The sequence below is a fragment of the Dyella sp. genome, assembly GCF_035508675.1.
Classification (GTDB): domain Bacteria; phylum Pseudomonadota; class Gammaproteobacteria; order Xanthomonadales; family Rhodanobacteraceae; genus Dyella_B.
This window is the reverse complement of record NZ_DATJMN010000223.1, coordinates 1-23,154: the sequence shown is the minus strand read 5'-3', so window position 1 is coordinate 23,154 and position 23,154 is coordinate 1. Positions and strand designations below refer to the sequence as shown.

Here is a 23,154-nt window from a genome sequence, read left to right as displayed (position 1 = left end):
GCGAAGCGGAAATCGTCGGCGCCGCCTGCACCGGCGGCTGCCCCAGGCTGAACCAGCCCACCATCCACACCCAGGCGGCGACCAGGCCGAACAGCAAGCCGTAATTGAGCACCGGCAGATACGTCACCGCCTGCACGATGGCCACGCTCCAGATCACGATCTGGAAGCCGGCCATCGCGTCGATCCAGCGCAGCGACAAGCGATCGGCATCCGAGCGCTGCTCGCGCAGCCGCCGCCGGTAGCGGCGTATCAGTGCCAGCGCAGCCATCACATAGGAAAGGCTATACAGAAACAGCGGGCCATCGAACCATGCCCCAACCGCGCGCTCGCCGGCGATCCAGCGCGCCGACAGCGCTTGCAACTGCGCATGGCTGCCGACGAAGACATAAGCGTTGAGCACCAGCATGACGAGAAAACCGGCCAGATGCACCACGTCGCGCGGTTTGAACCCTCGATTCTCCACCAGCGCCCGCACGTAGAGATAGAACAGGCTGCCGTAGAGAAACGGAAACAACGCAACGAAACGGTAGGCGCGAAACCATTCCGGCGACAGCAGATGCCAATACAGCGCCTTCACCGCCAGATCCACGCCGGTGAGCGCCACCCACACCGCCAACAGATGGTTGGCGGTGTGATTGGCGGGACGCCGCCAAAGCGCCAGGGCCAGCAACGCCGCCTGCACCGCGCCGGCTATGTAGATGAAGGTCCAGAACGTCATGGGAAAGCCAGCGAACAAGCGCAACATTCCGTAGGTTGAGCCAATGCTGCCAACTTTAGCGTGTATGTTCACGATCGCGAGAATGCATCCCCTCCCCTAATGCTGCAGGGGAGGGGGTAGTCGCTGGGATGAAATCCCAGCACCCCATGCCATGAAAGCGTGGATGTCGTCCCACCCTACGCACCACCACGCCAACTCATCAACAGCGTACGCGTCTGCTCCTGCACGGTCGTCTTGATCAGGGCGCTTTTGGCCGCATCGATCTCCTTCCAGCCAAGCAGCTCCAGGCACGCGCCGGGCGGGTAGTAGAACGCCAGCACCAGGCCTTTCAACGTGAGCAGCCGGATGCGTGTGATGGCTTCGTTGGTGCGGGTATGCGCGATGCGCGCCACCAGCTCGAGCAGCAATTTGTTGATCGGCCGCTTCATCTTCTGCTGCAGCATCGGCGAAATCATGCTGGGGGCTTCGCCGGCCAGTTCGCGCCCCACCAGGCGGCCTTTCGCCAGGTGCGTGGGCGTCAGCACGCTGTCCAGCGTGACGAGTTGGATGCCCAAATAGGCCTCGATCAGCGTGTCGGCGCCGGCGTGGTTCTTCAGCGCATCGGCGGCCTGGCGCATCGACGGGGCGAAGCGTGCCTGCAGGTCGCTGGTGATGTACTCCGCGCACGCCTTGTAAAGGCCTTCCTTGTTCTCGAAGTAATACTGCAGTGCCGGCGCATTGACGTTGGCCGCCGTCGCGATGTCGCGCGTGGATGCCTCCTTGAAGCCGTGTTCGCCGAACAGCTGGATGGCGGCATCGATGATGCGCTGGCGGGTTTCATCGCCCCGGGCATAGCCGCCGGCAGGTGGGCGACGCAAACGCTTGGCTTGAGTCATGCGGGTTCTCCGTCTCTGCCGGCAAAGATAACATTTGACAAAAATATGCCAAGCGGAATAAATTTTCCAGATGGAATAATTTCAGGGTCATGGCATGCCTCCTTCCAACACCGGCGCATCGGGTGATGCGTCCAACGGCGCTGCGCCGCGTCGCAAAGCACCGCGGTTTCTGCTGCCGGTCGTCCTCGTGCTGGTTGCCATTGGCGTGGCGGCACTGGGCTATTGGTGGTTGGTCGGGCGCTTTATCCAGAGCACCGACGACGCCTACCTGCAGGCTGACAGCGTCACCGTGGCGCCCAAGGTCAGTGGTTACGTCACCGACGTCTACGTCGGCGACAACGCCACGGTGAAGGCGGGCGATCCGCTGGTGCGACTGGATGGCCGCCAGTACCAGGCAGCGCTGGACCAATCGACGGCGACGGTCGATGCACGCCGCGCGGACCTTCAGCAGGCGCAGGCCGGCATCGCGCAACAGCAGGCCGCCATCGAGCAGGCGCGCGCACAGTTGCAGGTGGCGCAGGTCAACGCCAAGCACACGGAAGACGAGGTGCGCCGCTACGGCCCGCTGGCGAAAACCGGCGCTGAAAGCGGCGATCAGCTATCGGTGCTGATCAGCAATCGGGATCAGGCGCGAGCCACGCTGGCGGCCGACAAGGCGGCGCTCGATCAGGCGCAAGCACGCATGGCCGACCTGCATGCACAGATTGCGCAAGCGCAGGCGCAGCTGGAAGCCGCGCAGGCCTCCGCCAAGCAGGCCCAACTGGATCTGCAGGACACGCTCATCCGCAGTTCGCTGGACGGCCGCGTCGGCGATCGCACGGTGCGCGTGGGGCAGTATGCCCAGCCGGGCACGCGCCTGATGACGGTGGTGCCGGTGCAGCGCATCTACCTCACCGCCAACTTCAAGGAAACGCAGATCGGCCGCATGCGTGCCGGGCAATCTGCCACCGTGCACGTGGATGCGCTACCCGATGCGGATCTGCACGGCGTGGTCGACAGCTTTGCACCAGGCACCGGTTCGCAGTTCGCGCTGCTGCCGCCTGAGAACGCTACTGGCAACTTCACCAAGATCGTGCAGCGCGTGCCGGTGCGCATTCGCATCGATGCGGACGAACAGACACGCGCGCGGCTCGTGCCGGGCCTGTCGGTCACGGTAGAAGTGGACACGCGTTCGCACGGCCACGCCGCGCCACCCACATCGGCAGACAGCCAGCATGGCTGAGACGGCCGCCACGCCGGCCCATCATCCGGAACGCGCGAGCGTCGCCGACTGGATTGCCGTGGCGGCCGGCTCGCTCGGCGCGCTGATGGCGACGTTGGATATCTCCATCACCAATTCGGCCCTGCCGCAGATCCAGGGTGAAATCGGCGCCACCGGCACCGAGGGCACCTGGATTTCCACCGGCTACCTGATGTCGGAAATCGTGATCATCCCGCTCGCGGCATGGCTCACGCGCGTGTTCGGCCTGCGCAACTTCCTGCTTGGCTGCGCGGTGCTGTTCATCCTGTTTTCGATGATGTGCGGTCTCTCGCACACCTTGCTGGTCATGATCATCGGCCGCATCGGGCAGGGGCTGACCGGCGGCGCGATGATCCCGACCGCGCAGACCATCATCCGCACGCGCCTGCCGCTCTCGCAATTGCCGATCGGCATGACGGTGTTCGGCCTGATCGTCTTGCTCGGGCCCTTGCTTGGCCCCGTGCTCGGTGGCTGGCTGACGGAAAACATCAGCTGGAGCTGGTGCTTTTTCATCAACCTGCCGGTGTGCATCGGCTTGATGATCCTGTTGTTGGCCGGCTTGCCCTCGGCGCCGCTGCATCTGGAGGCGCTGCGGCAGGCCGATTGGCTGGGCATCGCCGGATTGTCCGTTGGCCTGAGTTCGCTGACCGTGGTGCTGGAAGAAGGGCAGCGCGAGCAGTGGTTCCAGTCCAACACCATCGTCTGGCTCAGTGTGCTGTCGCTGATCGGCATGGTGTTGATCGCTATTTCGCAGTTCACCGCCAAGCGGCCGGTGATGCGGCTGAGCCTGCTGGGCAATCCGCGCTACGCCAGCGTGATTTTCATCGTGCTGGTGGTGGGGGCGGCGCTGTACGGCGTGATCTATCTGATTCCGCAATTTCTCGGCCTGATCTCCGGTTACAACGCCGAGCAATCCGGCTGGGTGATGCTGATCTCCGGCGTGCCGGCCTTCCTGATGATGCCGATCCTGCCGCGGCTGCTCGGCCGCGTGGATTTCCGCATCCTGGTGATCAGCGGCCTGCTGTGCTTCTTCGGCAGCTGCATGCTGGATATCCATTTGACAGCGCAAAGCGTCGGGCATGATTTCTTCTGGTCACAGCTGGTGCGCGGCGCCGGGCAAATGCTGGCGATGATGCCGCTCAACCAGGCCTCGATGGCCGCGGTGTCGCGCGAGGATTCCGGCGATGCCGCCGGCATCTACAACATGGCGCGCAACCTGGGCGGCTCGATCGGGCTGGCCATCATCGGCACCGTCATCGATCGGCGCAATACGTTCCATGTTGCTGCCATTCGCGAATCGCTCACCGCCAACTCGGTACTGGGGCAGGAGCGCATCGCCGCCAATGCAGCCAACTGGTTCGCACGTACCGGCGACATGGCGTACTCGCAGATGCGTGCACTTGGCCAGCTTGCCGCACAGATCCAGCAGCAGGCGATGGTGATGACGTTCTCGGAAGTGTTTTACCTGTTGGGAATCGCTTTGCTGTGTTGCGTTCCATTGGCCTTGTTGCTCAAAACTCCGCGCCATCACGCGCCGGCCAGCGAAGCTCACTAAGGATGTCTGTTATGTCGATGTCTTCCTCACGCCATGCAGGTATCGCCTGCGCAGCATGGCTGACCGTGATGGCCGGGCTTTCCGGCTGCACGGTGGGACCGGATTACCGCGGCGCACCGGACGTGGCCCATGGCGCGGCACAGGCGAGTGCGTTCGTGCGCGCGCCGGCGGCCGGTGTCACCCAGGTGGGGCATGCGCCGAGCCGCTGGTGGGAATCGCTGGGCGATCCCACGTTGAATGCGCTGATCGCCGCCGCGCTGAAAAACAATCCCGATCTGCACGCTGCGCAGGCGCGCCTGCGCCAATCGCGCGCGCAGCTGCAGCAACAGCGCGCCGCGGAGATGCCGAAGGTATCGGCCGACGCCGCGGCCGTGCGCACGCGCAAGCCGGATCTGTCCAGCCTGCAGACGTCGCAGCAAGCTTCCGGCAGCCCATCATCCAGCGGGCGTGGTCCGCTGCAGTTTTATAGCGCGGGCTTCGATGCCTCCTGGGAAATCGATGTGTTCGGCGGCACGCGACGCGCGATCGAGGCGGCGTCCGCACAAGCCCAGGCCGTGGATGCGGACCTGGCCGATACGCAGGTGTCGCTGGCCGCGGAAGTCGCACAGGCGTACATCGATCTGCGCAGCCAGCAACAACGCCTGCAACTGGCCGATCGATCGGCGCAACTGGAACAGCAAACGCTGGACCTGATCCGCCAGCAGCGCGAGCGTGGCGTGGTGACCGACGCGGATGTCGAGCGGCAAACCACGCAAGTGGAAAACACCCGGGCGACGCTGATTCCGCTGGACGAACAGATCACCGAATCGCTCGACCAGCTGGCCGTATTGACCGGCCAGGCCCCCGGCGCCCTGGATCGCGAACTCGCGACGCCGGCCGTGTTGCCGGCCATGCCGGCATCCGTACCCGTCGACGATCCGGCGGCCGTATTGAGGCGTCGTCCGGACATCCGCGCCGCCGAACGCCGCCTGGCCGCAAGCAACGCGCAGATCGGCCAGCACAAAGCCGATCTGTTCCCCAAGGTGACGATGCTCGGCTTTATCGGCTCCAACGCCGGCGATCCGGGACATCTGCTGCACAAGAGCGCGTTTACCTGGCTGGGCGTGCCTTACCTGCAATGGGACGTGCTGGATTTTGGCCGTACGCGTGGCGCCATCCGCCAGGCCGAAGCGGGCAGGGACGAGGCCGCCGCCCGCTACACCCAAACCGTGCTCGCCGCCTTGCAGGATGCGAATAACGCGCTATCACGCTACGGCCATCAGCGCGAGAGCGTGGCGCGCCTGCAACAGATCGAAGCCTCTGCCGATCGCTCCGCCAACCTGATGCGCCAACGCTACGAAGCCGGCGCGTCCTCGCTGATCGATCTGCTGGACACGCAACGCGTGCAGTTCAGTGCGCAGCAGAACCTGGTGCAGGGCAGGGCGGAACTGCTGAAGGATTTCGTGTCGTTGCAAAAGAGCCTGGGGCTTGGTTGGAGTGCTGAGTAGCGTAGGGCTGGGTCAATGCGAAGAATGTGTTGGTGGTGAGGCGTAGCCGAACCCCAACGTTGCCATGCGCATAGCTGCATTGGGGTTCGGCTACGCCTCACCGCCAACCTACAAGAGCCTGCTTCGCAGGCACGGATGAATCCCAACATCGCCATGCCTCTAAAAAGCACGACTTGATCCAAATCAATAGTCTTCGCCGACGCCTGGGAAACAATCGGCAAATGACCGATTCCTACGACGACCTTCAGCAAAGCTATGGGCGTTGTCTGCGCGACAAGCATTTCATAGACCATTTTTACCAGGAGCTGATGGCAAGCGATCCGCGCATTCCCGCCATGTTTGCGCATACCGATATGGGGAAACAGAGGGTAGCTTTGCGGCGTGGTATCAGTATCGCCATCCTGCATGCGGCGGGCAGTGCATTGGCCAAGCGGTCGGTAGAAAAAATGGCGGATGTGCACAGCATGCGCGGACGTGCGCCGGTTGCTCCGGAATTCTATGCCTATTGGCTCAAGAGCCTGATCAAGGCGATTGCCAATGCGGACCCCGAGGCCGATACCGAGCTGCTGGTCCGCTGGAGCCGCGCCATGAGTGTGGTGATCAAGGTCTTTACCGATCGCTACGACACTCACGCCACGGCGTAATCCCTGTCAGCGCTTGTCCTGTAACGTCTCGGCATTACTCCTGCTGCTGGCTTTCGTTTCTACGCGCATGAGCACGCACGAATCTGCGTCAGTGGCGCCGTTCACAGCGTACGCGAGTAGCTGGCAGTGTGCGGGTCACGGCCCAGATAGGCGTCGAAGCACATGGCGACTGTGCGCAGCAGCAGCCGGCCACGCGGCGTGACGCGAATGATCGGCAAGTCCAAGGCGACCAGCCCGTCGTCGGCCAGCGCCCTCAGCTGCTGCAGCTCGGATTGGAAATATTCCTCGAAAACCAGGCGATGGTAGCCGCCGAACTCAGTCGTGTGCAGCTCGCCATGACACATAAGCTGGCCGATCAGCTCGCGGCGGATGATGTCGTCTTCGTCGAGTAACAGCCCGCGCGCGATCGGCAATTGCCCCGCATCCAGCGCCGCGTAGTAGCCGGCCAGGTCCTTGGCGTTCTGGCTGTAGCTGTTGCCGATGCGGCTGATGGCGCTTACGCCCAGGCCGACGATGTCGCAGTGGCCGTGCGTCGAATAGCCCTGGAAGTTCCGCTGCAGCGTGCCTTCCTGCTGCGCACGCGCCAGCTCGTCGCCCTCGCGTGCGAAGTGGTCCATGCCGATGTAAACGTAGCCGGCGCTGCCGAGCAGCCTCAGCGCGCATCCGAACAGGGCTAGCCGTGTGGCGGGATCGGGCAGCTCCGCAGCATCGATCTGCCGTTGGCCCTTGAACAACTGCGGAAGATGCGCGTAGCCGTAGACGGCAATCCGGTCCGGCGCCAGGGCGATCACCTCGGCCAGCGTTCGCTCGAAGCCGGCCAGGGTCTGCCGCGGCAAGCCGTAGATCAGGTCGATGCTGGTCGATACGAAACCGGCCGCGCGTGCCGATACCAGCACATCGCGCGTCTGTTCGATGCTTTGGGTGCGGTTGACGGCACGCTGCACATCCGGATTGAAATCTTGCACGCCGACCGACAGGCGATTGAAGCCAAGCTCGGCCAACCCGCGCACGTAATCGCCATCTGCAAAACGCGGATCGAGTTCGATGCCGAATTCACGCTTGCGTTCCTGGCTGAAACGGAAGTGCCGGGCGAGTGACTCCATCCAGTCCCGCATCCGCGGCAAGTCCAGGAAATTCGGCGTACCGCCGCCGAAGTGCAGTTGCTGCACCAGCCGGTCGCGGTCGAACAGCGGCGCGATCAATTCGACTTCGCGGTACAACCGTTCCAGATAGCGGTCGACTTTGCCGATGTCGCGGGTAATGAAGCGGTTGCAGCCGCAATAGAAACAGGGACTGGCGCAGAACGGAACATGTATATAGAGCGAAAGCGGCCGGGGGCTGGGTTCTTCGTTCGACGCGCGAATCATCGAACGCAGCGCTTTTTCATCGAAATCGCACCGGAATTGCGGCGCGGTGGGGTAACTGGTGTAGCGAGGTCCGTTGCTGTCGTAGCGAGCGATCAGTGCCGGGTCGAATGTGGGAGGAAGTAACGTGCGGCTCATAGCATGCAGTGTGGCGGAGCCGCACCGCAGATCGCCTTGATCCAGATCAAGTGGCAATGCTCTCAACTTAAGGGCACTTCTATAAATTGCACTCAAGCGAAGTAGGCATCTGGGTCATTGCGACAAATAGTTTCCTCCCCTGCGAAGTAGAGCCTGCCCCGGACTTGATCTGGGGGGAGGGCTCCAGTCAAGAATGATGTGCGGAGCACGCGACGGATCGCATGAATGTGCGGCCGGCGGTCGAATCGCGTGACGGTTTTGTGAAGACCTATCAGGCATGCACACATCGAGTGGCTACATGCCACCAATCCGGTTGCCGCGCGACAAGCATCAATGCGAACATTGACGCCGGTGTCTCCGGGGGGATCGCCAAGCGTTTACTACGCAACACCATGGTTGATGGATGCTGCTCACTGTCTCTAGTTTTCGGTGGTTCGCTCGCCCTATTGATGGCTGCGTGAGCAGGATGGAAGTCGTCATGGTGCTGGCGTAAGAGGTTGCCGACTGGCGCATCGCTGCATTTCCCCGCCGACTCCGTGAAGCAGGCCATGGTGTGCCGCTGCGGCGTTTCGTCACAAGCAAGCTTGCGTTGATGCCATGCGTCCCATTCGACGTTGATGCGGTATGGACAAATAAGTGACGTAGGGGGATAAGGATATGTCACTGATTCAAACGACGGCCGACAGTGAAGGGGCGGTTCCTCTTCGCCGCCCACCATCGGCTGGCATGACCATGCAAATCGTCACGCGGCTGATGCAGCGATTGCACGATGGCCCGGCACAGTTGATGACGTTGGCGTTGCTTGGGCTGGATCAAGCTACTGATATCCAGAACGCAGTGGCTGCGGATGGGCTCGATAGCATCCGCGCGCAGGTGCGCGAAGCCTTGCGCGCTACCCGGCAGGTGCTGGATGAGTGGGGTAGTGCCACGATAGCGGAGAGGCCGATGTCATTCGGTACCTCGCTGATCAATCTTGGGCATTGGCTTTCCTCCTTTACCGGTCTTGCGCTTTGCATCGATTGCGACGATCCGGTCATCGATCCACCGCCGCCCGTGGCCATCGTCGTGCTGCAGGCGGTGCAGGAACTGTTGCTCAACACCTGCAAGCATGCGCCTGGTGCGCATGTGGAACTTGCCTTGGCCGCACTGGCCAATGGTTTTGAACTGACTGTGAGCGATGATGGTCCAGGCTTCGATCCTGTCGCGGTTTATCAGCGGCACAGTGCCAACGGTGGACTGGGGCTGTTCGCGATGCCCGAGCGCCTGGCGCGTGTCGATGCCGCATTCAATTTGCAGACGGGCCCAGGTACCGGCGTGCATGTATGTATTCGCTGGCCGGGCGATTTCGTGGAGCAGAGCTGGCCGGGCAAGCGCGCCGCGCAACTGCCAGGCAGGATGATGGCGCGATGAACGTGCGCGTGGTCCTGGGTGACGATCACGCCATGCTGCGTGAGGGGCTGGCGGCGTTGCTGCAGCGCGAGCCGGATATCGAGTTCTTGGGCCAGGCCGGTCATGGTCTGGATCTGTTGCGGTTGGCCAGAACGGTGACCCCTGACGTGGTGATTGCCGATGTCGCCATGCCGGTGATGAACGGTATCGAGCTGGTGCGGCGAGTCCGCAGCGAATTGCTGCCGTGCAAAGTGTTGTGCCTTTCGGCGAGCGCGCAGCCAAGCCAGGTGCTGATGGCGATGGAGGCGGGCGCCGCGGGCTACGTGCTGAAAGAGAACTGCTACGACGAACTGGCGCGCGCCATTCGCCATACGTTCAATGGGCAGATTTTTCTAAGCGCCGAATTGGTAGCGCCCATCATGAACGCGTATCGCGAAGCGGGCGGAAACGATGCGGCATGGGTACCTCCGCCACTCACATGGCGCGAGCGGGAAATCACACGGCTTTTTGCCGAAGGTTGTTCCACGCAGCAGGTCGCCGATCGGCTGCACATCAGTGCCAAGACCGTCGCCACGCACCGGGCGCACGTATTTCGCAAGCTCAAGATACGCAGCGTCGCCGAGCTGACCCGCTACGCCGTGAAGAAAGGGATGGCTTCGCTCGATTGAGTGCGTCGCCACAACTCGTTTGCCTCCGCGCTTAAGGCTATGGCGCAGGCCCTCGTAGGTTGGCGGTGAGCGCACGCGAACCCCAACGCTGGCATGCAGCCGAGGGCTCGCCGCGAGCCTACGCCTGAGCTGACCCGCTACGCCGTGGAGGGAGGAATGCCATGCCAGTGAAAGCCTCGATGGCATGCCAGCCTGCGCGTTTTCGTGCGCACCCGACTCAGCAAGGCGGAGATCAATATCAGCATTTTGCTGATAGGGAGCCGCAGAAGGGAGGCGTAACCTAATCGAAACCTTCCTTGTATGTATCGACACCGGGCGCCGCTTCCAAGCCACATGCTTGGCGCCATCGGAGCTACCGCGCAGGAAGGTGCGTCTTGGAGACGGACAGGGGTCGGTAGTGATCGATCGAGCACTCGAACATCTGGCAACACACCTCAACGGCCACTTCCGGAGAAACTTCCAGGTGGCGGAGGATGTCGTGGTCGTGTCCAACCTGCAGGAACTTGGCGGCACTCCGGTCGCGTTTTCGGCGGGCAAGCTGGTGCTGTTCCTCAGCGGGGTCGAGCGTGACACCGTGGCGCATCGCGTCACGCAAGGTTCGTCGTCGGCGAGCAGTGTCATCCAGAGCGCAGTACCGGTTTACCTGAACCTGCTGGTGATGTGCGCTGCCAACTTCAGCGGCAGCCACTACACCGAGGCGTTGAAATTCCTTGCCGCCGCCATTGCCTATTTTCAAGGCAACCCGGCGTTCGATCATCAGAACACGCCTGGCATGGACTCGCGCCTGGAGCGCCTGGCGCTGAATATGGAAAACCTCAGCAGCCAGGAGATGCACAGCCTCTGGAGCATCCATGGTGGCCGCTACCTGCCGTCGGCACTGTTCCGCGTGCGCATGATCACGCTCGACAGCAGCACCGTGCGCAGCCGCGATCCGGTCGTTCGCCAGCTTGAAACCGGGGCGATGCCGTCATGATCGCCTTGGATCGCACGCCCGCATGGCAGGAAGCTTGACCATGCAACGGTACCGCCTCTTTGCCACCCTGGATGTGCGCCACGATTATTTCGCTGACAGCCGCGCGCACCATTTACTGTTTTTGCCGGACACGGACACCTTGGCGTTTCTGCGCCGTTTCGACGCGTTGCTGCATGCGAACGGGCAGAGCCTGGCGATCATGCTGGTGGAATCGCAGTTGCAGGGCATCTGGAGCGAGCGCGGGGACGGCGCGGAGCCTCGCGTGCTCCGCTTCGACGTGCATTCGATCGACGAGGCATGTGCCTACTACACCGGTGCGGTAAGCACGCCGCCCCAGGTGGAGGACGACGGCGCGCTGCCCGCACCGTTGCTGCCTGTGCCGGCGAGTGCCGCGGCTCCATGGGCGACTGTCGCGCTACCGCTGGATGCCGCGGGAAGCAACGATTTTTCCGCATGGATGTCGGCCCTTGGCACGACGTATCGCCTGTGCATGCACAGCCGCCGTACGGTCTGGAAATACGTGTTGACCGGCGATTGGCGCGGCCGTGCGCTGTCGGTCGTCGACCAGCGTGGCGAGGTGACATTCACCGCGCCCGCCGAGGAGCGGCTGCCGAACGGACAACCCGCGCTGGCCGTACATTCCACTGCGCCGATTGCCTTGCGCGAGCGGCCCTTGCAGCGCTTTCAACTGCGCGACATGACCGACGCTTCCGAGCGCGTGCTGATTTCGAGATTGCCAGGCGCCACGCCGCAGCGCCTGTGGCGTGAAACGGTGCGCGGCGAACCGACCCTCGTGTCGGAAATCTTTGTCCATAGCTAACACACACTGACAGGAGCCCCGCGATGGGTGCAATGAAGACACCGGGTGTTTATATCGTCGAGAAGAATGCGTTTTCCAACTCGGTGGTGGAAGTGGCTACCGCCGTGCCCGCATTCATCGGCCATACCGAGATCGCCGACAACCGAAGCAAGCCGCTTTCGTTCAAGCCCTGGCGCATCAGCTCGATGGCCGAATACCACCAATATTTCGGCTTCGGTCCCGATCCGCGCTTCAACATCGTGGAAAAGACCGATCCGTCGGTGCTGGCCGATTTCAAGGCGCTGGGCAAGGACAACAAGCCCACCGAATACGTACTGGAGCAGCCGGCCGGCAAGGACGGTGGCCGCTACACGCTCTACAACGCCATGCGCCACTTCTTCCAGAATGGCGGCGGCCCTTGCTACATCGTCTCGGTAGGCGACTACGCGTCGGACCTCGACCCGGACAAATTCAACCGCGGCATCGACGAACTGCTCAAAGAGCAGGAACCGACGATGGTGGTGATACCGGAGGCGGTGCTGCTCAAGCAACCCGACTGCATCGCCCTGCAGCAGAACATGTTGCAGCACTGCGGCGACAAGATGAGGAATCGCGTGGCGATTCTCGACATCTGGGGCGGTGACAAGCCGCGCAACGATCCGGGCGGCGATCCGGTCGACCTGTTCCGCAACAGCCTCGGGATCAATTTCCTGAATTTCGCCTCGGCCTACTATCCGTGGGTCAATACCACCGTGGTGGGCGACAAGGAACTGAGCTACGAGAATATCGCGTCCACCGATGTGCTGCAGTTGCTGTTGCGCAACGACCTGGGCCTGCCGGAGACCGCGCCGGATGGCGCTTCGCTCAAAGACAAGGAGCAGATCCAGGCCGTCGCCGACATCACCAAGGACTGGACCAAGGTCGAACCGGCACCCACGCCCGATGCGATCCTGGCCAACAAGGCGCTGCTCAACAAAACGCTCAGCACCATCAGTCCGCTGTTCAACACGGTGATGGAACTGGTCAAGGGCAAGCTCAACCTGATGCCGCCCAGTCCCGCGATGGCCGGTGTCTACACCATGGTCGACAACGCCCGCGGGGTGTGGAAGGCACCCGCCAACGTCAGCCTGGCCGGCGTGATCTCGCCGGCGGTGAACATTTCCGCCGTGGATCAGGAGGATCTCAACGTCACCACGCAAGGCAAATCGATCAACGCCATTCGCTCCTTCATCGGCGAAGGCGTGCTGGTATGGGGCGCGCGCACGCTGGATGGCAACAGCCTGGATTGGCGCTACGTCAACGTGCGCCGCACCATGATCATGCTGGAAGAGTCATGCAGGTTGGCGGCCAAGGCGCTGGTGTTCGAGCCGAACGTGGCCAATACCTGGGTCACCGTCAAGAGCATGATCCAGAATTTCCTCACCAGCATCTGGAAGCGTGGCGGCCTGGCTGGCGCCGTGCCGGACGACGCCTTCAGCGTGCATTGCGGCCTGGGCGAAACCATGACCCCGGACGACATTCTCGAAGGCATTCTGCGCGTCACCGTGCTGGTAGCGATGGTGCGGCCGGCCGAATTCATCGAGATCACCTTCCAACAGCAGATGCAGAAATCGTGATCGGCCACGGGCGTTGCATAACGCCCGCCGCGCATCGCCCCACCTTGCATTGACGGAGTATCTGTATGGCAGACGACGGTTCGCAGCAATCAACTAACGTATGGCCGATGCCCAAGTTCTACTTCCAGGTGAAGTGGGATACGGCCGTAATGTCGTTCGAGGAAGTGTCCGGGCTCGATGTCGAAGCCCAGCCGATCGAGTATCGCCACGGCGACAGCGCGGCCTTTGCGCCGATCAAGATGCCGGGGCTGAAGAAGTACGGCAACATCACCATGAAGAAAGGCGTGTTCAAGGGCGATAACAAGTTCTGGGATTGGTTCAACCAGATCAAGATGAACACGATCAAGCGCGTGCCGGTGACGATCAGCCTGCTGGACGAGTCCGGCAAGCCGACCATGGTGTGGACGCTGGCTGCCGCATGGCCGACCAAGATCACCGGCACCGATCTGAAGGCGCAAGGCAATGAAGTGGCGATCGAGACCATCGAGGTCGCACACGAAGGCCTGACCATCGCCAACGGCTGATCCACGGATGCCGCCTGACAACAAGGACGAAAAGGACCCGTACGCACCGACACTGCCCGCCGCGTTCTATTTCACCGTGAGCGTGAATTCGAGTTCGTCGGGTCCGGACAGTTCATTCCAGGAAGTTTCCGGCATCGAGCTGACCATGGAGGTGGACGAATTGCGCGAAGGCGGCGAAAACCGCTTCGTGCATCAGCTGCCCACGGGCGTGAAGCAGAAGCGCCTCACGCTCAAGCGTGGGGTCGCACCGGACAGCTCGCCGCTGGTGGGCTGGTGCAAGCGCACGCTGGAGGACGGCCTGTCGGTGCAAATCGAATTGGCAACCGTGGATGTGAAGCTGCTCGATGAAAAGTCCAATCCCTTGCGCGGCTGGTCGTTCACCAACGCGTACCCGGTGCGCTGGGAAATCGACACGTTCAATTCCACCAAGAACGAGGTGGCGCTGGAGACGATCGAGCTGGCGTACCAGACGGTGACGAGAAAAGACACATAGCGAGAACCTGAGCCGTGACGATTGAAATTCGCCAAATGGTGATCAAGTCGAGCATCGACAACGGTGCCGATAAAGCCGGCAAGAAAACGGCCGGCAGAAAAACCGCCGACCAGGATGAATCGAACGAGGATTGCGGCGGCGGTTGCGGCGCTCCGGGCGGTGGCGGGGAACGCCAGCGCATGCGCGCGATGCTGGCCGAGGAGTTTGAACGGATGCGGGAGCGCTGAATGCCCGACAGCCTTTCTTCCAGCAAGTCGCAGATGAAGATCACCACGTGCAGCGTCGACAAAGGTCCGCCCGATGCGAACGGCAAGTCGATGTCGCTGCTGATCAATCCTGCCGAGCTGAGCCTGTCGCGCAAGACCGACTACGGTGGTTGCGTGCCGATGGGCGACACCGGCAGTGGCAAGAAATTCTCGAAAGTGCAGCCGGATACCCTGGATTTTTCCACCGTGTTCGACGGCACCGGCGCGGTGCCGATTCCGGCCAATATCGAGCTGCCGCAGGATGTCGACGACCAGTTGCAGATGTTGAGCGATGTCGTCTACAAGTACGACAGCGAAGAGCATGAGCCCAACGTGGTGCAGATCCTGTGGGGCCGGCTGATGTTCTATGGGCGGCTGACCACGTTCAATATCGAGTACAGCCTGTTTCGCCCCAACGGCGTGGCCTTGCGCGCCAAGGCGACGATGTCTTTCGACCGCTATAAAAATCCGCAGGAGACCGCGCTGGAGGCCAACAAGCTTTCGCCGGACTTGAGCCATGCCGTGGTGGTGAAGGACGGCGACACGCTGCCCTTGCTATGCCATCGCATCTACGGCGACAGCCGCTATTACGTCGACGTAGCCCGCTTCAACGGCCTGCACGCATTCCGCGCGCTCAAGCCGGGCCTGCTGCTGCATTTTCCGCCCCTGGGTTGAGCGATGGCCGACTCTCCTAATGCCAATACCGAAGGCGCGGTCCGTGTCAGCATCAAAGCCGACGGCCAGACCCATACCGGCTTGCCGATCGTGGCGCTGACCGTGCGCCGCGCGATCAACCGCATTCCGTGGGCTGAGATCGTGCTTGCCGACGGCGACATGCCCACCGGCAAGTTCGAGCTGAGCGACGAGCCCACGTTCGCGCCGGGCGCGGCGCTGACCATCAGCGCGGGCTACGGCGATGACGAAACGGCGCTGTTCACCGGCATCGTCGTGCGGCACAGCGTGAAGATCGACGGCGAAAGCCATTCGCGCCTGGTGATCGAATGCCGCGACAAGGCGGCCAAGATGACCATCGGGCGCAACAACGCCAACTATCTCAAGCAGAAAGACAGCGACATCATCAGCACCTTGATCGGCAATCACGGCCTGTCGGCCGATGTCGCCAGCACCAACACCCAATACGACGAACTGGTGCAGTTCTATTGCAGCGATTGGGACTTCATGCTGGCGCGCGCCGACGCCAATGGCTTGTTGATCAACGTCGATGCGGGCGCGGTGAGCGTGCAGGCGCCCAGCACGTCCGGGTCTGCCGTGCTCACCTGCACCTGGGGCGAGGACCTGATCGCCTTCGAGGCGGACATCGATGCGCGCAGTCAATACACCGCCGTGCAAGCGGTGTCATGGGACCCGAAGCAGCAGGCCGTGGTGGAGGGCAATTCGGCCGATCCGGTCGCCCTCAACAAGCAAGGCAATCTCGACGGCAAGACCCTGGCGCAAGTGGCCAGTCCGGCCACCTATATCCTGCAAACCGGCGCCACCCAGCCCATGGCGACGCTCACCGATTGGGCCAAGGCCGCGCAGCAGAAGGCTGCATTGGCGCGCATCCGCGGGCGCATGCGTTTTCGCGGCAACGCGGCCGCCGTACCCGACAGCCTGATCGAGGTGAAGGGCGTCGGCGAACGTTTCAGCGGCGCGGTGTATGTCTCGGCGATCGAACACGAGCTTGGCAACGGCGACTGGACGACCCAGGCGGAATTCGGCCTGCGGCCGGAGTGGCACGTGGAACGCGGCGACGTCAGCGCGCCGCTCAACGGCGGCTTGCTCCCCGGCGTGAGCGGTTTGCAGATCGGCGTCGTGCTCAAGCTCGACGAAGACCCGGAGGGCGAGCAGCGCATCCAGGTCAAGGTGCCCGTACTGCAGGCGCAGACCGAAGGCGTATGGGCGCGGCTGCTGCAGTTCTATGCGTCCAATGCCTTCGGTGCGTTCTTTCTGCCGGAAGTCGGCGACGAAGTACTGCTGGGTTATCTCAACGACGATCCCAGTCATCCGGTGGTGCTGGGTTCGCTCTACAGCAGTTCGCGCAAGCCGCCGTATACGCTGGAGGCGCAGAACAACACCAAGGCCATCGTCACGCGCTGCCTGCACAAGATCGAGTTCAACGAACAGGACAAGATCATCACCGTGATCACGCCGGGCAAGAACCAGGTGGTGCTCGACGACAAGAATCAATCCATCACCGTGCAGGACCAGCACAACAACAGCATCAAGCTGTCCAGCGCGGGCATCGCCCTGGACAGCCAGTCGGACATCAAGCTCACCGCCCAGGGCGGTGTGACGATCACCGCGAATGCAGCGATCAACATCAACGCCCAAGCCGAACTGAAGGCGACGGGGCTCAACGTCACTTGCGAAGCCCAAGTGGGGTTCACCGGCAAAGGCTCGGCCACCGCCGAGCTTTCCGCTGCCGGCCAGACCACCGTGAAGGGCGCGATGGTCATGATCAACTAGACCCCTCCCTATACAGGCTCTGACACCCATGCCGCCCGCTGCACGCCTCACCGATATGCATACCTGCCCGATGGTGACACCGGGGCTGCCGCCGATTCCGCATGTCGGCGGACCGATCATCGGCCCCTGCGTACCGACGGTCATCATCGGCAAATTGCCGGCTGCCGTCGTGGGCGACATGGCCACCTGCGTCGGTCCGCCGGACTCGATCGTAAAAGGCTCGGCCACCGTCATGATCATGGGACGGCCAGCCGCACGCATCGGCGATACCACGGCGCACGGCGGCAGCATCGTACTGGGTTGTCCGACCGTCATGATCGGAGGCTGAGCATGGGCGATTTCCTGGGGCGTGGTTGGAGCTTTCCGCCGCGGTTCGATCCGCGCACCAAAGAAGCCTTGATGGTGGCCGACGCGGAAGACATCGCCGAAAGCTTGCGCATTCTGCTGTCCACGCATCCGGGCGAGCGGGTGATGCTACCCCACTACGGTTGCGCCTTGCGGCGCATGGTGTTCGAGGAAGCCAGCGAACAGACCGTCACCGAAATCAAGGAAATGATCCGCAAGGCGATCCTGTTCTACGAACCGCGCATCAGCCTGAACCGGATCGACGCGCAACGGGTGGACGCCATGCAGGGACGGCTGGAGATCCTTATCGACTACACCATCCGCACTACCAACACGCGCCACAACCTGGTCTATCCCTTCTATCTGCACCAGGCCACCAACCCGGTGCGGGCCTGATCCGTCCACGCCATGAACGCAGGCACGCAACAAGATCAACGCCTCGCCGCCGCACTGCGGCCAGGCTACATCGTGCCGGACGAGTTCTCGCTGGCCGAGCGTATCGGCCTCACACTGGGCTACGCGGCGCAGTTGCGCTTCGCCACCGGCGATGGCAGCGACGCCGGTTGCTGGGACGATGCGTTGCGGCGCGACGAAAGCGCATTGCTGGCCGACATCGCCTCGTTCCCGCTGGCCAGCGCGCAGGAAGGCTTTGCACAGGCATGGCCGTGGGCCGGTGAGCGTCATTTGTGGTGGCGCGTGCGTCAATTGCTGTTTCGTTTCGATGGCTGGTGCCAGTGGCTTGGCTGGCACGAGACGCCCATCGCGGCGCAACTGCTGCAGACGATGACGGCGGCCATCGGCAACAGCTTGCGCGATGGCTTGCAAGAAGCGGTGCGCTGTTTCGGCCTGGAGCATGCCCAAGCAAGGCAACTGCATCCGACCTGGCGCATCGATGCCAGTACCGCCATGCATGCCACCGCGGCTGAGCCGGCGCAACGCATGCAACTGTTGCGCCGGCTGTGGGGCGCCTTGAGCGTGTCGATCGCGCGCTTGCAGCCGCTGGCGCGCGCGCAATTGCCGGCAAGCATGGCCAGCGGCAAGCACGAACCGGCGATGGGCTTGCTGCTGGCGGCCTTGCAGTTGTATCAGGACACGCGCGTGGTGGTGAACCGGTTTCCCGAGCGCGTCACCGACTTCTATTACCTCGACCTGTTGCGCATGCAGCCGCGTGCGCCGGCGCACGAGCGGGTGTATTTGCGGTTCGAACGCGATCCGCGTTTTGCAGCGCCGGTGCAGGTGGCGTCTGGCGCGCAGTTTCTGGGCGGCAAGGACATCCACGGACAAACGATCGCCTTCGCCGCCGAGCAGGCGCTGGAAGTCACCGACAGCGAAGTGGCCGCACTGTATAGCGTGCGGCTCGAACGCGACGCGTTGATTTCGCCGGAGAAGGAGTTCGCCTTTGCCACACGCGTGATGGCCCAGGCGATCCCGCTGATGCCACCTGATGCGGCCTATGCCGAAAATCCGCCCTGGTGGCCGCTGCTCGGCGGCCAGGCGAAAGCCTCGGCGGCCAACGCGCAGAATGCGACGCTGGGCTTTGCGCTGGCCTCGCCGATGCTGGCGCTGAAAGAGGGCGACCGCCGTGTACGCGTGCTGTTGCGGCTGTCGCACCCGGCCAACGACGACGATGCCTTGGCGATGCTGCTGCGTTGTACCGGCCAACAGCGCGATGCGGCATGGCTGGGCCGGGTGTTCGAGCGGCTCGACCTCGGCGAGCTGCGCCATCACCCTGGCCGACGCGCAGTCGCCCGGCCCGCTACCGCCGCGCAACTGGCCGATGCGGCATGGGCGCGCGCGCCGCGCCCGGAGGGTGACGTGCGCCTGTGCTACTTCGTCGCGGCTTGTCTGGCCGCCGATGAGGTGGACTCGTTCCGCGAAAGCCTGGGCCGCCTGTTCACGGTCTGGCTGATCGCCGGCAGCGAAACGTTGCACCCGCTGGATGTCGATGCCTTGCGCAAACATGCCGCCGGCTTGCCATGCCATGACGGTCCGGCGGCGGTGGAGATCGACGATCCGCTGATCCTGATCCACCCGCACGAGCACGACGACAGCGATGCGGCCGGCCATGGCTTGCCGGATCGCGGGCTGATTTTCGATCGAGTTTTCCGGGACGTGTGGCGCGCGGAATTCAGCGTAGCCGGCGGCTGGCTGGTACCGGGAGAAGTCCTGGCACGGCGCAGCGGCAGCGGTTTCGGGTTCGGCGGTTGCATCGAACTGTTGATGCACCTGGGTCCGGAACGCCCGCCCATCGTGCCGTGCAAGCCGTCCGTGCATGGCGAGGCGTGCGCAGCGCAGCCGATGCTGCGATTGACGTTGCAGAACCGCACCAGACTGTACGCCTACAGCCTGCTGCAGCAGGTGGTGCTGCATGACATCGTGCTCTCCACGCAGGTCACCGGCGTGCGCGACATCGTGCTGTACAACCAGTTGGGCCGGCTCGATGCCGGCAAGCCGTTCCTGCCGTTCGGGCCCTTGCCGGGGCTTGGCGCCTATTGCCTGTTCGGCAACGAGGAAATGGCCGCCAAGCCGCTGCGCGCGCTGCGAGTCCATGTGCGCTGGGGCCAACTGCCGGCGGAAGAGGGCGGGTTCGCCGCGCGCTATCACGGTTATCCCGGCGAGTGGTCGGCGGCAGCGTTCCAGGTTCGCGCCGAAGTGTTGCGCGATGGCCAGTGGCGCGGCGGAGCCGGTGGGAGCCTCAGCTTGTTCCGCGGCGAGCGCCACGTGCACGACACGATCGGCTTGTCGCTGCCGGAGGCGGATCTGGCGCTCTATCACCGCCCGCAAGCGCGCGTGGCCGAGCCGTTCGTCTACGGCACGACAGCGCGCAATGGTTTTTTCCGGCTGGAGCTGTGCGCGCCGAAGGCTGCCTTTGGCCACGCCTTGTATCCACGCCTGCTGTCGGAAGCGCTCACCGTCAACGCACGCCTGAAACGCGCCAAGCTGCAAGTGCCGTTGCCGCAGGAGCCGTACACGCCGACGGTGGAACAGATCTCGATCGACTACACCGCCAGCCAGCGCATCTCGCTCAAGCAGGCGCAAGCGCCATCGTCCGGGCAGATGTTTCACTTGCACCCGTTCGGCCACGACCGCCCGCGTGCACGTGCCGGCATGGACGGGGTGCCGTTGCTGCCGCGCTATTTCTACGACGGCAATCTGTATATCGGCTTGTCCGGCGCAAGCCCATGCGGCGCGTTGAGCGTGTACTTCCATCTGCGCTCGGAAAGTGCGGATGAATGCTGGCAGGCGGCCTTGCCGCAGCTGGCATGGGCGGTATGGTGCGAAAAAGGCTGGCGCGTGCTCGAAACCGATCGCACGCTATCGGACGGCACGCTGGGCTTCTTGCGCAGCGGCATCGTGGTGCTCGATCTGCCTGCAGGCATGACCTGCGATTGTTCGCAGTTGCCCGGCAAGCTGTATTGGCTGCGCTTGAGCGCCAACGGCGTGCTGGAGCGCCTGGCCGGTTTGTATGGCGTGTATACGCAGGCGGTCACGGCGCGCCGCGTGCACCCGCGCCGCGCCGACGAACCCTGCACGGCGCTGCCGCCAGGCACCATTCGCACGCCGTTGCATCCGATCGGCGGCCTGCGTGCGATCCAACAGGTGGGGCCGTCGTTCGGATTGAGCCAGCCCGAAGCGGCCGACATGCTACGCGTGCGCAGTGCCGAGCGCCTGCGCCACAAGAATCGCGCGAGCACCCCGTGGGATTACGAGCGGCTGCTGCTGGATGCGTTTCCCGCCGTGTTCAAGGCGAGGTGTTTTGCCAACGGCGAGGCGCCGACCGCGGCAGTCACCGGCCAGCCTGGCGGCGTGCTGGTGGTGGTCGTGCCGGCGCCGCGGCAGGGTGTGTTGTTGCACAGCACCGAGGCGCCGCGTTTCGACACGGCCGTGCTCGAGCAAATGACCGCCTATCTGCGCGAACGCAGCGTGCCCGGTCTGCGGATCGTGGTGCGCAATGCGGTCTACGAGTGCATCCAGGTGCGCTGCGCCTTGCGGCTTGTACGTGGCGTGCATCCGGGTGCGGCGCTGATCCGCATCAACCAGGCGATCGTCGAATTCCTCTCGCCATGGCATGCCGACGGCTGCCGTGCCGATTTCAACTGGGACGTACGCGCCGAGGCGATCGAGGCGCTGCTGCGTCAGCTCGACGACGTCGACGTGGTCGGCCCGATGTCGCTGCTGCATATCGTGCGCACCGACGGCAACACCTACCAGCTGCTGGATACGGCGCGTGCGCATGGCGGCGCGCCGGTGCGGCAGGTGCGTCCGGTGCAGCCATGGAGCCTGGTATTGCCGACGCCACGCCATCTGATCGAATTGATCGGTGCGTCATCACGCAGCGTGCAGGCCACCGGCGTGGGCAAGCTGGAAATCGGCGGCACCTTCATCATCGGCGGCGCCACCGGGCAGGGAACGCCATGACCATCCGCAACCGTGAATCGCTCCGCAGCTATTTCAGCGATGGCGCGTTGCCGACGCAAGAGCATTTTGCCGATCTGATCGACTCGATGCTCAACATGAGCGACGAGGGTTTTCGCAAATCGGTGGAACGCGGCTTCGAGGTTTCTGCCGCGGCCGGCTACGAAGCGTTGTTGAGTTTTTTTCGCGATGAAGATCCGGACTCGCCGCTGTGGTCGATCCTTTTCGGCGGCGCGCAAGGGCAGCTGCTGATACGCGGCCACCACGATGGCGAGCAGGATTCGCAAGCGGATACGGCCACGCCCTTGTGGTGCCTTGATCCGGCGGGGCGCATCGGTATCCGCACGACCCGTCCCGAGGCCACGCTCGATATCGATGGCGTGTTGCGCAGCAAGGGGCGCCGCGGCAGTTATGCGCGCAGCACAGCCACGCCGCTGCTGGCCAATGGCGAGTGGCAGGATCTCACCGACGATCTGGAAGGTTGCCAGGCGTTCGAAGTGACCGCCGGCGCCGGCCACCAGGGCAAGGGTCGTTTCGCCCTGATGCACGCCGTGGCGCTCAATACGTACAACCCCACGCTGGGCATTCTCGATTTTCTCAACCGCAAGCGCGGCATTCGCGGCACCGACGCGTTCTATGCACGCCGCTGCGATCGCCTGCAATTGCGCTGGCGCGGCAGCAGCGGACGTAATGCGGCGTATCGGCTGCAGATTCGCACTGGCTGCCATTACGGCAGCGGCATTGCGATCAAGGCGCACGTGACGCAATTGTGGTTCGACCCGCACATGGACGAGGGCCAGCGGTGAACGCGCGCATCGATCCGGGCCTCGGTACCGCGGCGGCGCCGCTGAGCCCGTCCACGCCGATCGAGCCGCCGTTGCCCGCAGTGATCGCGCGGCGCCACGGTGACGACCCGTTTGCCTATGATGCCTTGCGCGATCGAGCTATCGCGCTTCTGCAAGCGCTCAGCGGCGAGCAATGGACCGACTTCAACTACCACGATCCTGGCGTCACCTTGCTGGATGCGCTGTGCTACGCCTTGACCGAGAATCTGTTCGGCGTACAGCAGCCGCTGGCCGATCTGCTCGCGGCGCCAGGTGGGCGCATTCATTACCGCCGCCTGGGACTGCAGGCGCCGCAGGACATCCTGCCGTGCCGTCCGTGCACCAGCATGGACTATATGCGCTGGCTGCTCGACC

At 63.5% G+C, this 23,154-nt stretch carries 21 protein-coding genes and 1 pseudogene; 19 read left to right on the top strand and 3 right to left on the bottom strand.

Features of this window, described 5'->3' with window-relative positions; all coding sequences use genetic code 11:
* Both VMA74_RS12010 and VMA74_RS12005 read right to left on the bottom strand, forming a co-directional pair.
* Positions 1-718, bottom strand: a pseudogene (locus tag VMA74_RS12010) (AraC family transcriptional regulator); the annotation flags it as partial.
* Positions 719-894: 176 nt separating this feature from the next.
* Positions 895-1,593: a CerR family C-terminal domain-containing protein gene (locus VMA74_RS12005; protein WP_325367250.1), complete on the bottom strand. Its 699-nt coding sequence runs from the start codon at positions 1,591-1,593 to the stop codon at positions 895-897.
* Positions 1,594-1,687: 94 nt separating this feature from the next.
* Here VMA74_RS12005 and VMA74_RS12000 point away from each other — a divergent pair, with 94 nt between their 5' ends.
* From VMA74_RS12000 to VMA74_RS11985, 4 genes are all read left to right on the top strand, one after another.
* Complete coding sequence (locus VMA74_RS12000; protein ID WP_325367248.1) at positions 1,688-2,815, top strand: HlyD family secretion protein; 1,128 nt, start codon at positions 1,688-1,690, stop codon at positions 2,813-2,815.
* A complete protein-coding gene (locus VMA74_RS11995) occupies positions 2,808-4,388 on the top strand; it encodes an MDR family MFS transporter (RefSeq protein WP_325367246.1) in 1,581 nt (526 codons plus the stop codon). The genes VMA74_RS12000 and VMA74_RS11995 overlap by 8 nt, the downstream gene beginning before the upstream one ends.
* Positions 4,389-4,399: 11 nt before the next feature.
* Positions 4,400-5,875 (top strand): efflux transporter outer membrane subunit, encoded by a 1,476-nt coding sequence (locus tag VMA74_RS11990; protein ID WP_325367244.1) that lies wholly within the window; start codon positions 4,400-4,402, stop codon positions 5,873-5,875.
* A 221-nt stretch (positions 5,876-6,096) separates the two neighbouring features.
* Positions 6,097-6,519 (top strand): globin, encoded by a 423-nt coding sequence (locus tag VMA74_RS11985; RefSeq protein ID WP_325367242.1) that lies wholly within the window; start codon positions 6,097-6,099, stop codon positions 6,517-6,519.
* 101 nt (positions 6,520-6,620) lie between these two features.
* Here VMA74_RS11985 and hemN read toward each other — a convergent pair whose 3' ends face one another.
* Positions 6,621-8,021, bottom strand: coding sequence for an oxygen-independent coproporphyrinogen III oxidase (gene hemN / locus VMA74_RS11980; RefSeq protein WP_325367240.1), 1,401 nt, complete (start codon positions 8,019-8,021; stop codon positions 6,621-6,623).
* 726 nt (positions 8,022-8,747) lie between these two features.
* Here hemN and VMA74_RS11975 point away from each other — a divergent pair.
* The 15 genes from VMA74_RS11975 to VMA74_RS11905 form a co-directional block, all read left to right on the top strand.
* Complete coding sequence (locus tag VMA74_RS11975; protein WP_325367238.1) at positions 8,748-9,431, top strand: sensor histidine kinase; 684 nt, start codon at positions 8,748-8,750, stop codon at positions 9,429-9,431.
* On the top strand, positions 9,428-10,078 hold the full coding sequence (locus VMA74_RS11970) for a response regulator transcription factor (protein WP_325367236.1): 651 nt from the start codon (positions 9,428-9,430) through the stop codon (positions 10,076-10,078). The genes VMA74_RS11975 and VMA74_RS11970 overlap by 4 nt, the downstream gene beginning before the upstream one ends.
* A gap of 397 nt (positions 10,079-10,475) precedes the next feature.
* Positions 10,476-11,051, top strand: coding sequence for a DUF4255 domain-containing protein (locus VMA74_RS11965; RefSeq protein WP_325367234.1), 576 nt, complete (start codon positions 10,476-10,478; stop codon positions 11,049-11,051).
* Between the two features lie 40 nt (positions 11,052-11,091).
* Positions 11,092-11,871 (top strand): hypothetical protein, encoded by a 780-nt coding sequence (locus VMA74_RS11960; protein WP_325367232.1) that lies wholly within the window; start codon positions 11,092-11,094, stop codon positions 11,869-11,871.
* Between the two features lie 23 nt (positions 11,872-11,894).
* On the top strand, positions 11,895-13,466 hold the full coding sequence (locus VMA74_RS11955; protein ID WP_325367230.1) for a phage tail sheath family protein: 1,572 nt from the start codon (positions 11,895-11,897) through the stop codon (positions 13,464-13,466).
* Between the two features lie 65 nt (positions 13,467-13,531).
* On the top strand, positions 13,532-13,990 hold the full coding sequence (locus tag VMA74_RS11950) for a phage tail protein (RefSeq protein WP_325367228.1): 459 nt from the start codon (positions 13,532-13,534) through the stop codon (positions 13,988-13,990).
* Positions 13,991-13,997: 7 nt separating this feature from the next.
* Positions 13,998-14,483 carry a phage tail protein gene (locus VMA74_RS11945; RefSeq protein ID WP_325367226.1) on the top strand — a complete coding sequence of 162 codons (486 nt, stop codon included), beginning with the start codon at positions 13,998-14,000 and terminating at the stop codon, positions 14,481-14,483.
* A gap of 14 nt (positions 14,484-14,497) precedes the next feature.
* Positions 14,498-14,710, top strand: coding sequence for a DUF5908 family protein (locus VMA74_RS11940; RefSeq protein WP_325367224.1), 213 nt, complete (start codon positions 14,498-14,500; stop codon positions 14,708-14,710).
* Positions 14,711-15,403: a hypothetical protein gene (locus VMA74_RS11935; RefSeq protein ID WP_325367222.1), complete on the top strand. Its 693-nt coding sequence runs from the start codon at positions 14,711-14,713 to the stop codon at positions 15,401-15,403. It begins immediately after the preceding gene.
* Positions 15,404-15,406: 3 nt separating this feature from the next.
* Positions 15,407-17,194, top strand: a complete 1,788-nt coding sequence (vgrG, locus tag VMA74_RS11930; protein WP_325367220.1) for a type VI secretion system tip protein VgrG — start codon at positions 15,407-15,409, stop codon at positions 17,192-17,194.
* 28 nt (positions 17,195-17,222) lie between these two features.
* A complete protein-coding gene (locus VMA74_RS11925) occupies positions 17,223-17,522 on the top strand; it encodes a PAAR domain-containing protein (RefSeq protein WP_325367218.1) in 300 nt (99 codons plus the stop codon).
* Between the two features lie 2 nt (positions 17,523-17,524).
* A complete protein-coding gene (locus tag VMA74_RS11920) occupies positions 17,525-17,935 on the top strand; it encodes a GPW/gp25 family protein (RefSeq protein ID WP_325367216.1) in 411 nt (136 codons plus the stop codon).
* 12 nt (positions 17,936-17,947) lie between these two features.
* Positions 17,948-21,958: a hypothetical protein gene (locus VMA74_RS11915; RefSeq protein ID WP_325367214.1), complete on the top strand. Its 4,011-nt coding sequence runs from the start codon at positions 17,948-17,950 to the stop codon at positions 21,956-21,958.
* Positions 21,955-22,761 (top strand): hypothetical protein, encoded by an 807-nt coding sequence (locus tag VMA74_RS11910; protein WP_325367212.1) that lies wholly within the window; start codon positions 21,955-21,957, stop codon positions 22,759-22,761. Before VMA74_RS11915 ends, VMA74_RS11910 begins: the two co-directional genes overlap by 4 nt.
* Positions 22,758-23,154 (top strand): hypothetical protein (locus tag VMA74_RS11905; RefSeq protein ID WP_325367210.1); only part of this gene is annotated, 397 nt, incomplete at its 3' end. The genes VMA74_RS11910 and VMA74_RS11905, both read left to right, overlap by 4 nt.

Coding starts and splice junctions, on each gene's coding strand:
- VMA74_RS12005 (WP_325367250.1), bottom strand. CDS start 1,593: ATGACTCAAGCCAAGCGTTTGCGTCGCCCACCTGCCGGCGGCTATGCC.
- VMA74_RS12000 (WP_325367248.1), top strand. CDS start 1,688: ATGCCTCCTTCCAACACCGGCGCATCGGGTGATGCGTCCAACGGCGCT.
- VMA74_RS11995 (WP_325367246.1), top strand. CDS start 2,808: ATGGCTGAGACGGCCGCCACGCCGGCCCATCATCCGGAACGCGCGAGC.
- VMA74_RS11990 (WP_325367244.1), top strand. CDS start 4,400: ATGTCGATGTCTTCCTCACGCCATGCAGGTATCGCCTGCGCAGCATGG.
- VMA74_RS11985 (WP_325367242.1), top strand. CDS start 6,097: ATGACCGATTCCTACGACGACCTTCAGCAAAGCTATGGGCGTTGTCTG.
- hemN (WP_325367240.1), bottom strand. CDS start 8,021: ATGAGCCGCACGTTACTTCCTCCCACATTCGACCCGGCACTGATCGCT.
- VMA74_RS11975 (WP_325367238.1), top strand. CDS start 8,748: ATGACCATGCAAATCGTCACGCGGCTGATGCAGCGATTGCACGATGGC.
- VMA74_RS11970 (WP_325367236.1), top strand. CDS start 9,428: ATGAACGTGCGCGTGGTCCTGGGTGACGATCACGCCATGCTGCGTGAG.
- VMA74_RS11960 (WP_325367232.1), top strand. CDS start 11,092: ATGCAACGGTACCGCCTCTTTGCCACCCTGGATGTGCGCCACGATTAT.
- VMA74_RS11955 (WP_325367230.1), top strand. CDS start 11,895: ATGGGTGCAATGAAGACACCGGGTGTTTATATCGTCGAGAAGAATGCG.
- VMA74_RS11950 (WP_325367228.1), top strand. CDS start 13,532: ATGGCAGACGACGGTTCGCAGCAATCAACTAACGTATGGCCGATGCCC.
- VMA74_RS11945 (WP_325367226.1), top strand. CDS start 13,998: ATGCCGCCTGACAACAAGGACGAAAAGGACCCGTACGCACCGACACTG.
- VMA74_RS11935 (WP_325367222.1), top strand. CDS start 14,711: ATGCCCGACAGCCTTTCTTCCAGCAAGTCGCAGATGAAGATCACCACG.
- vgrG (WP_325367220.1), top strand. CDS start 15,407: ATGGCCGACTCTCCTAATGCCAATACCGAAGGCGCGGTCCGTGTCAGC.
- VMA74_RS11925 (WP_325367218.1), top strand. CDS start 17,223: ATGCCGCCCGCTGCACGCCTCACCGATATGCATACCTGCCCGATGGTG.
- VMA74_RS11920 (WP_325367216.1), top strand. CDS start 17,525: ATGGGCGATTTCCTGGGGCGTGGTTGGAGCTTTCCGCCGCGGTTCGAT.
- VMA74_RS11915 (WP_325367214.1), top strand. CDS start 17,948: ATGAACGCAGGCACGCAACAAGATCAACGCCTCGCCGCCGCACTGCGG.
- VMA74_RS11910 (WP_325367212.1), top strand. CDS start 21,955: ATGACCATCCGCAACCGTGAATCGCTCCGCAGCTATTTCAGCGATGGC.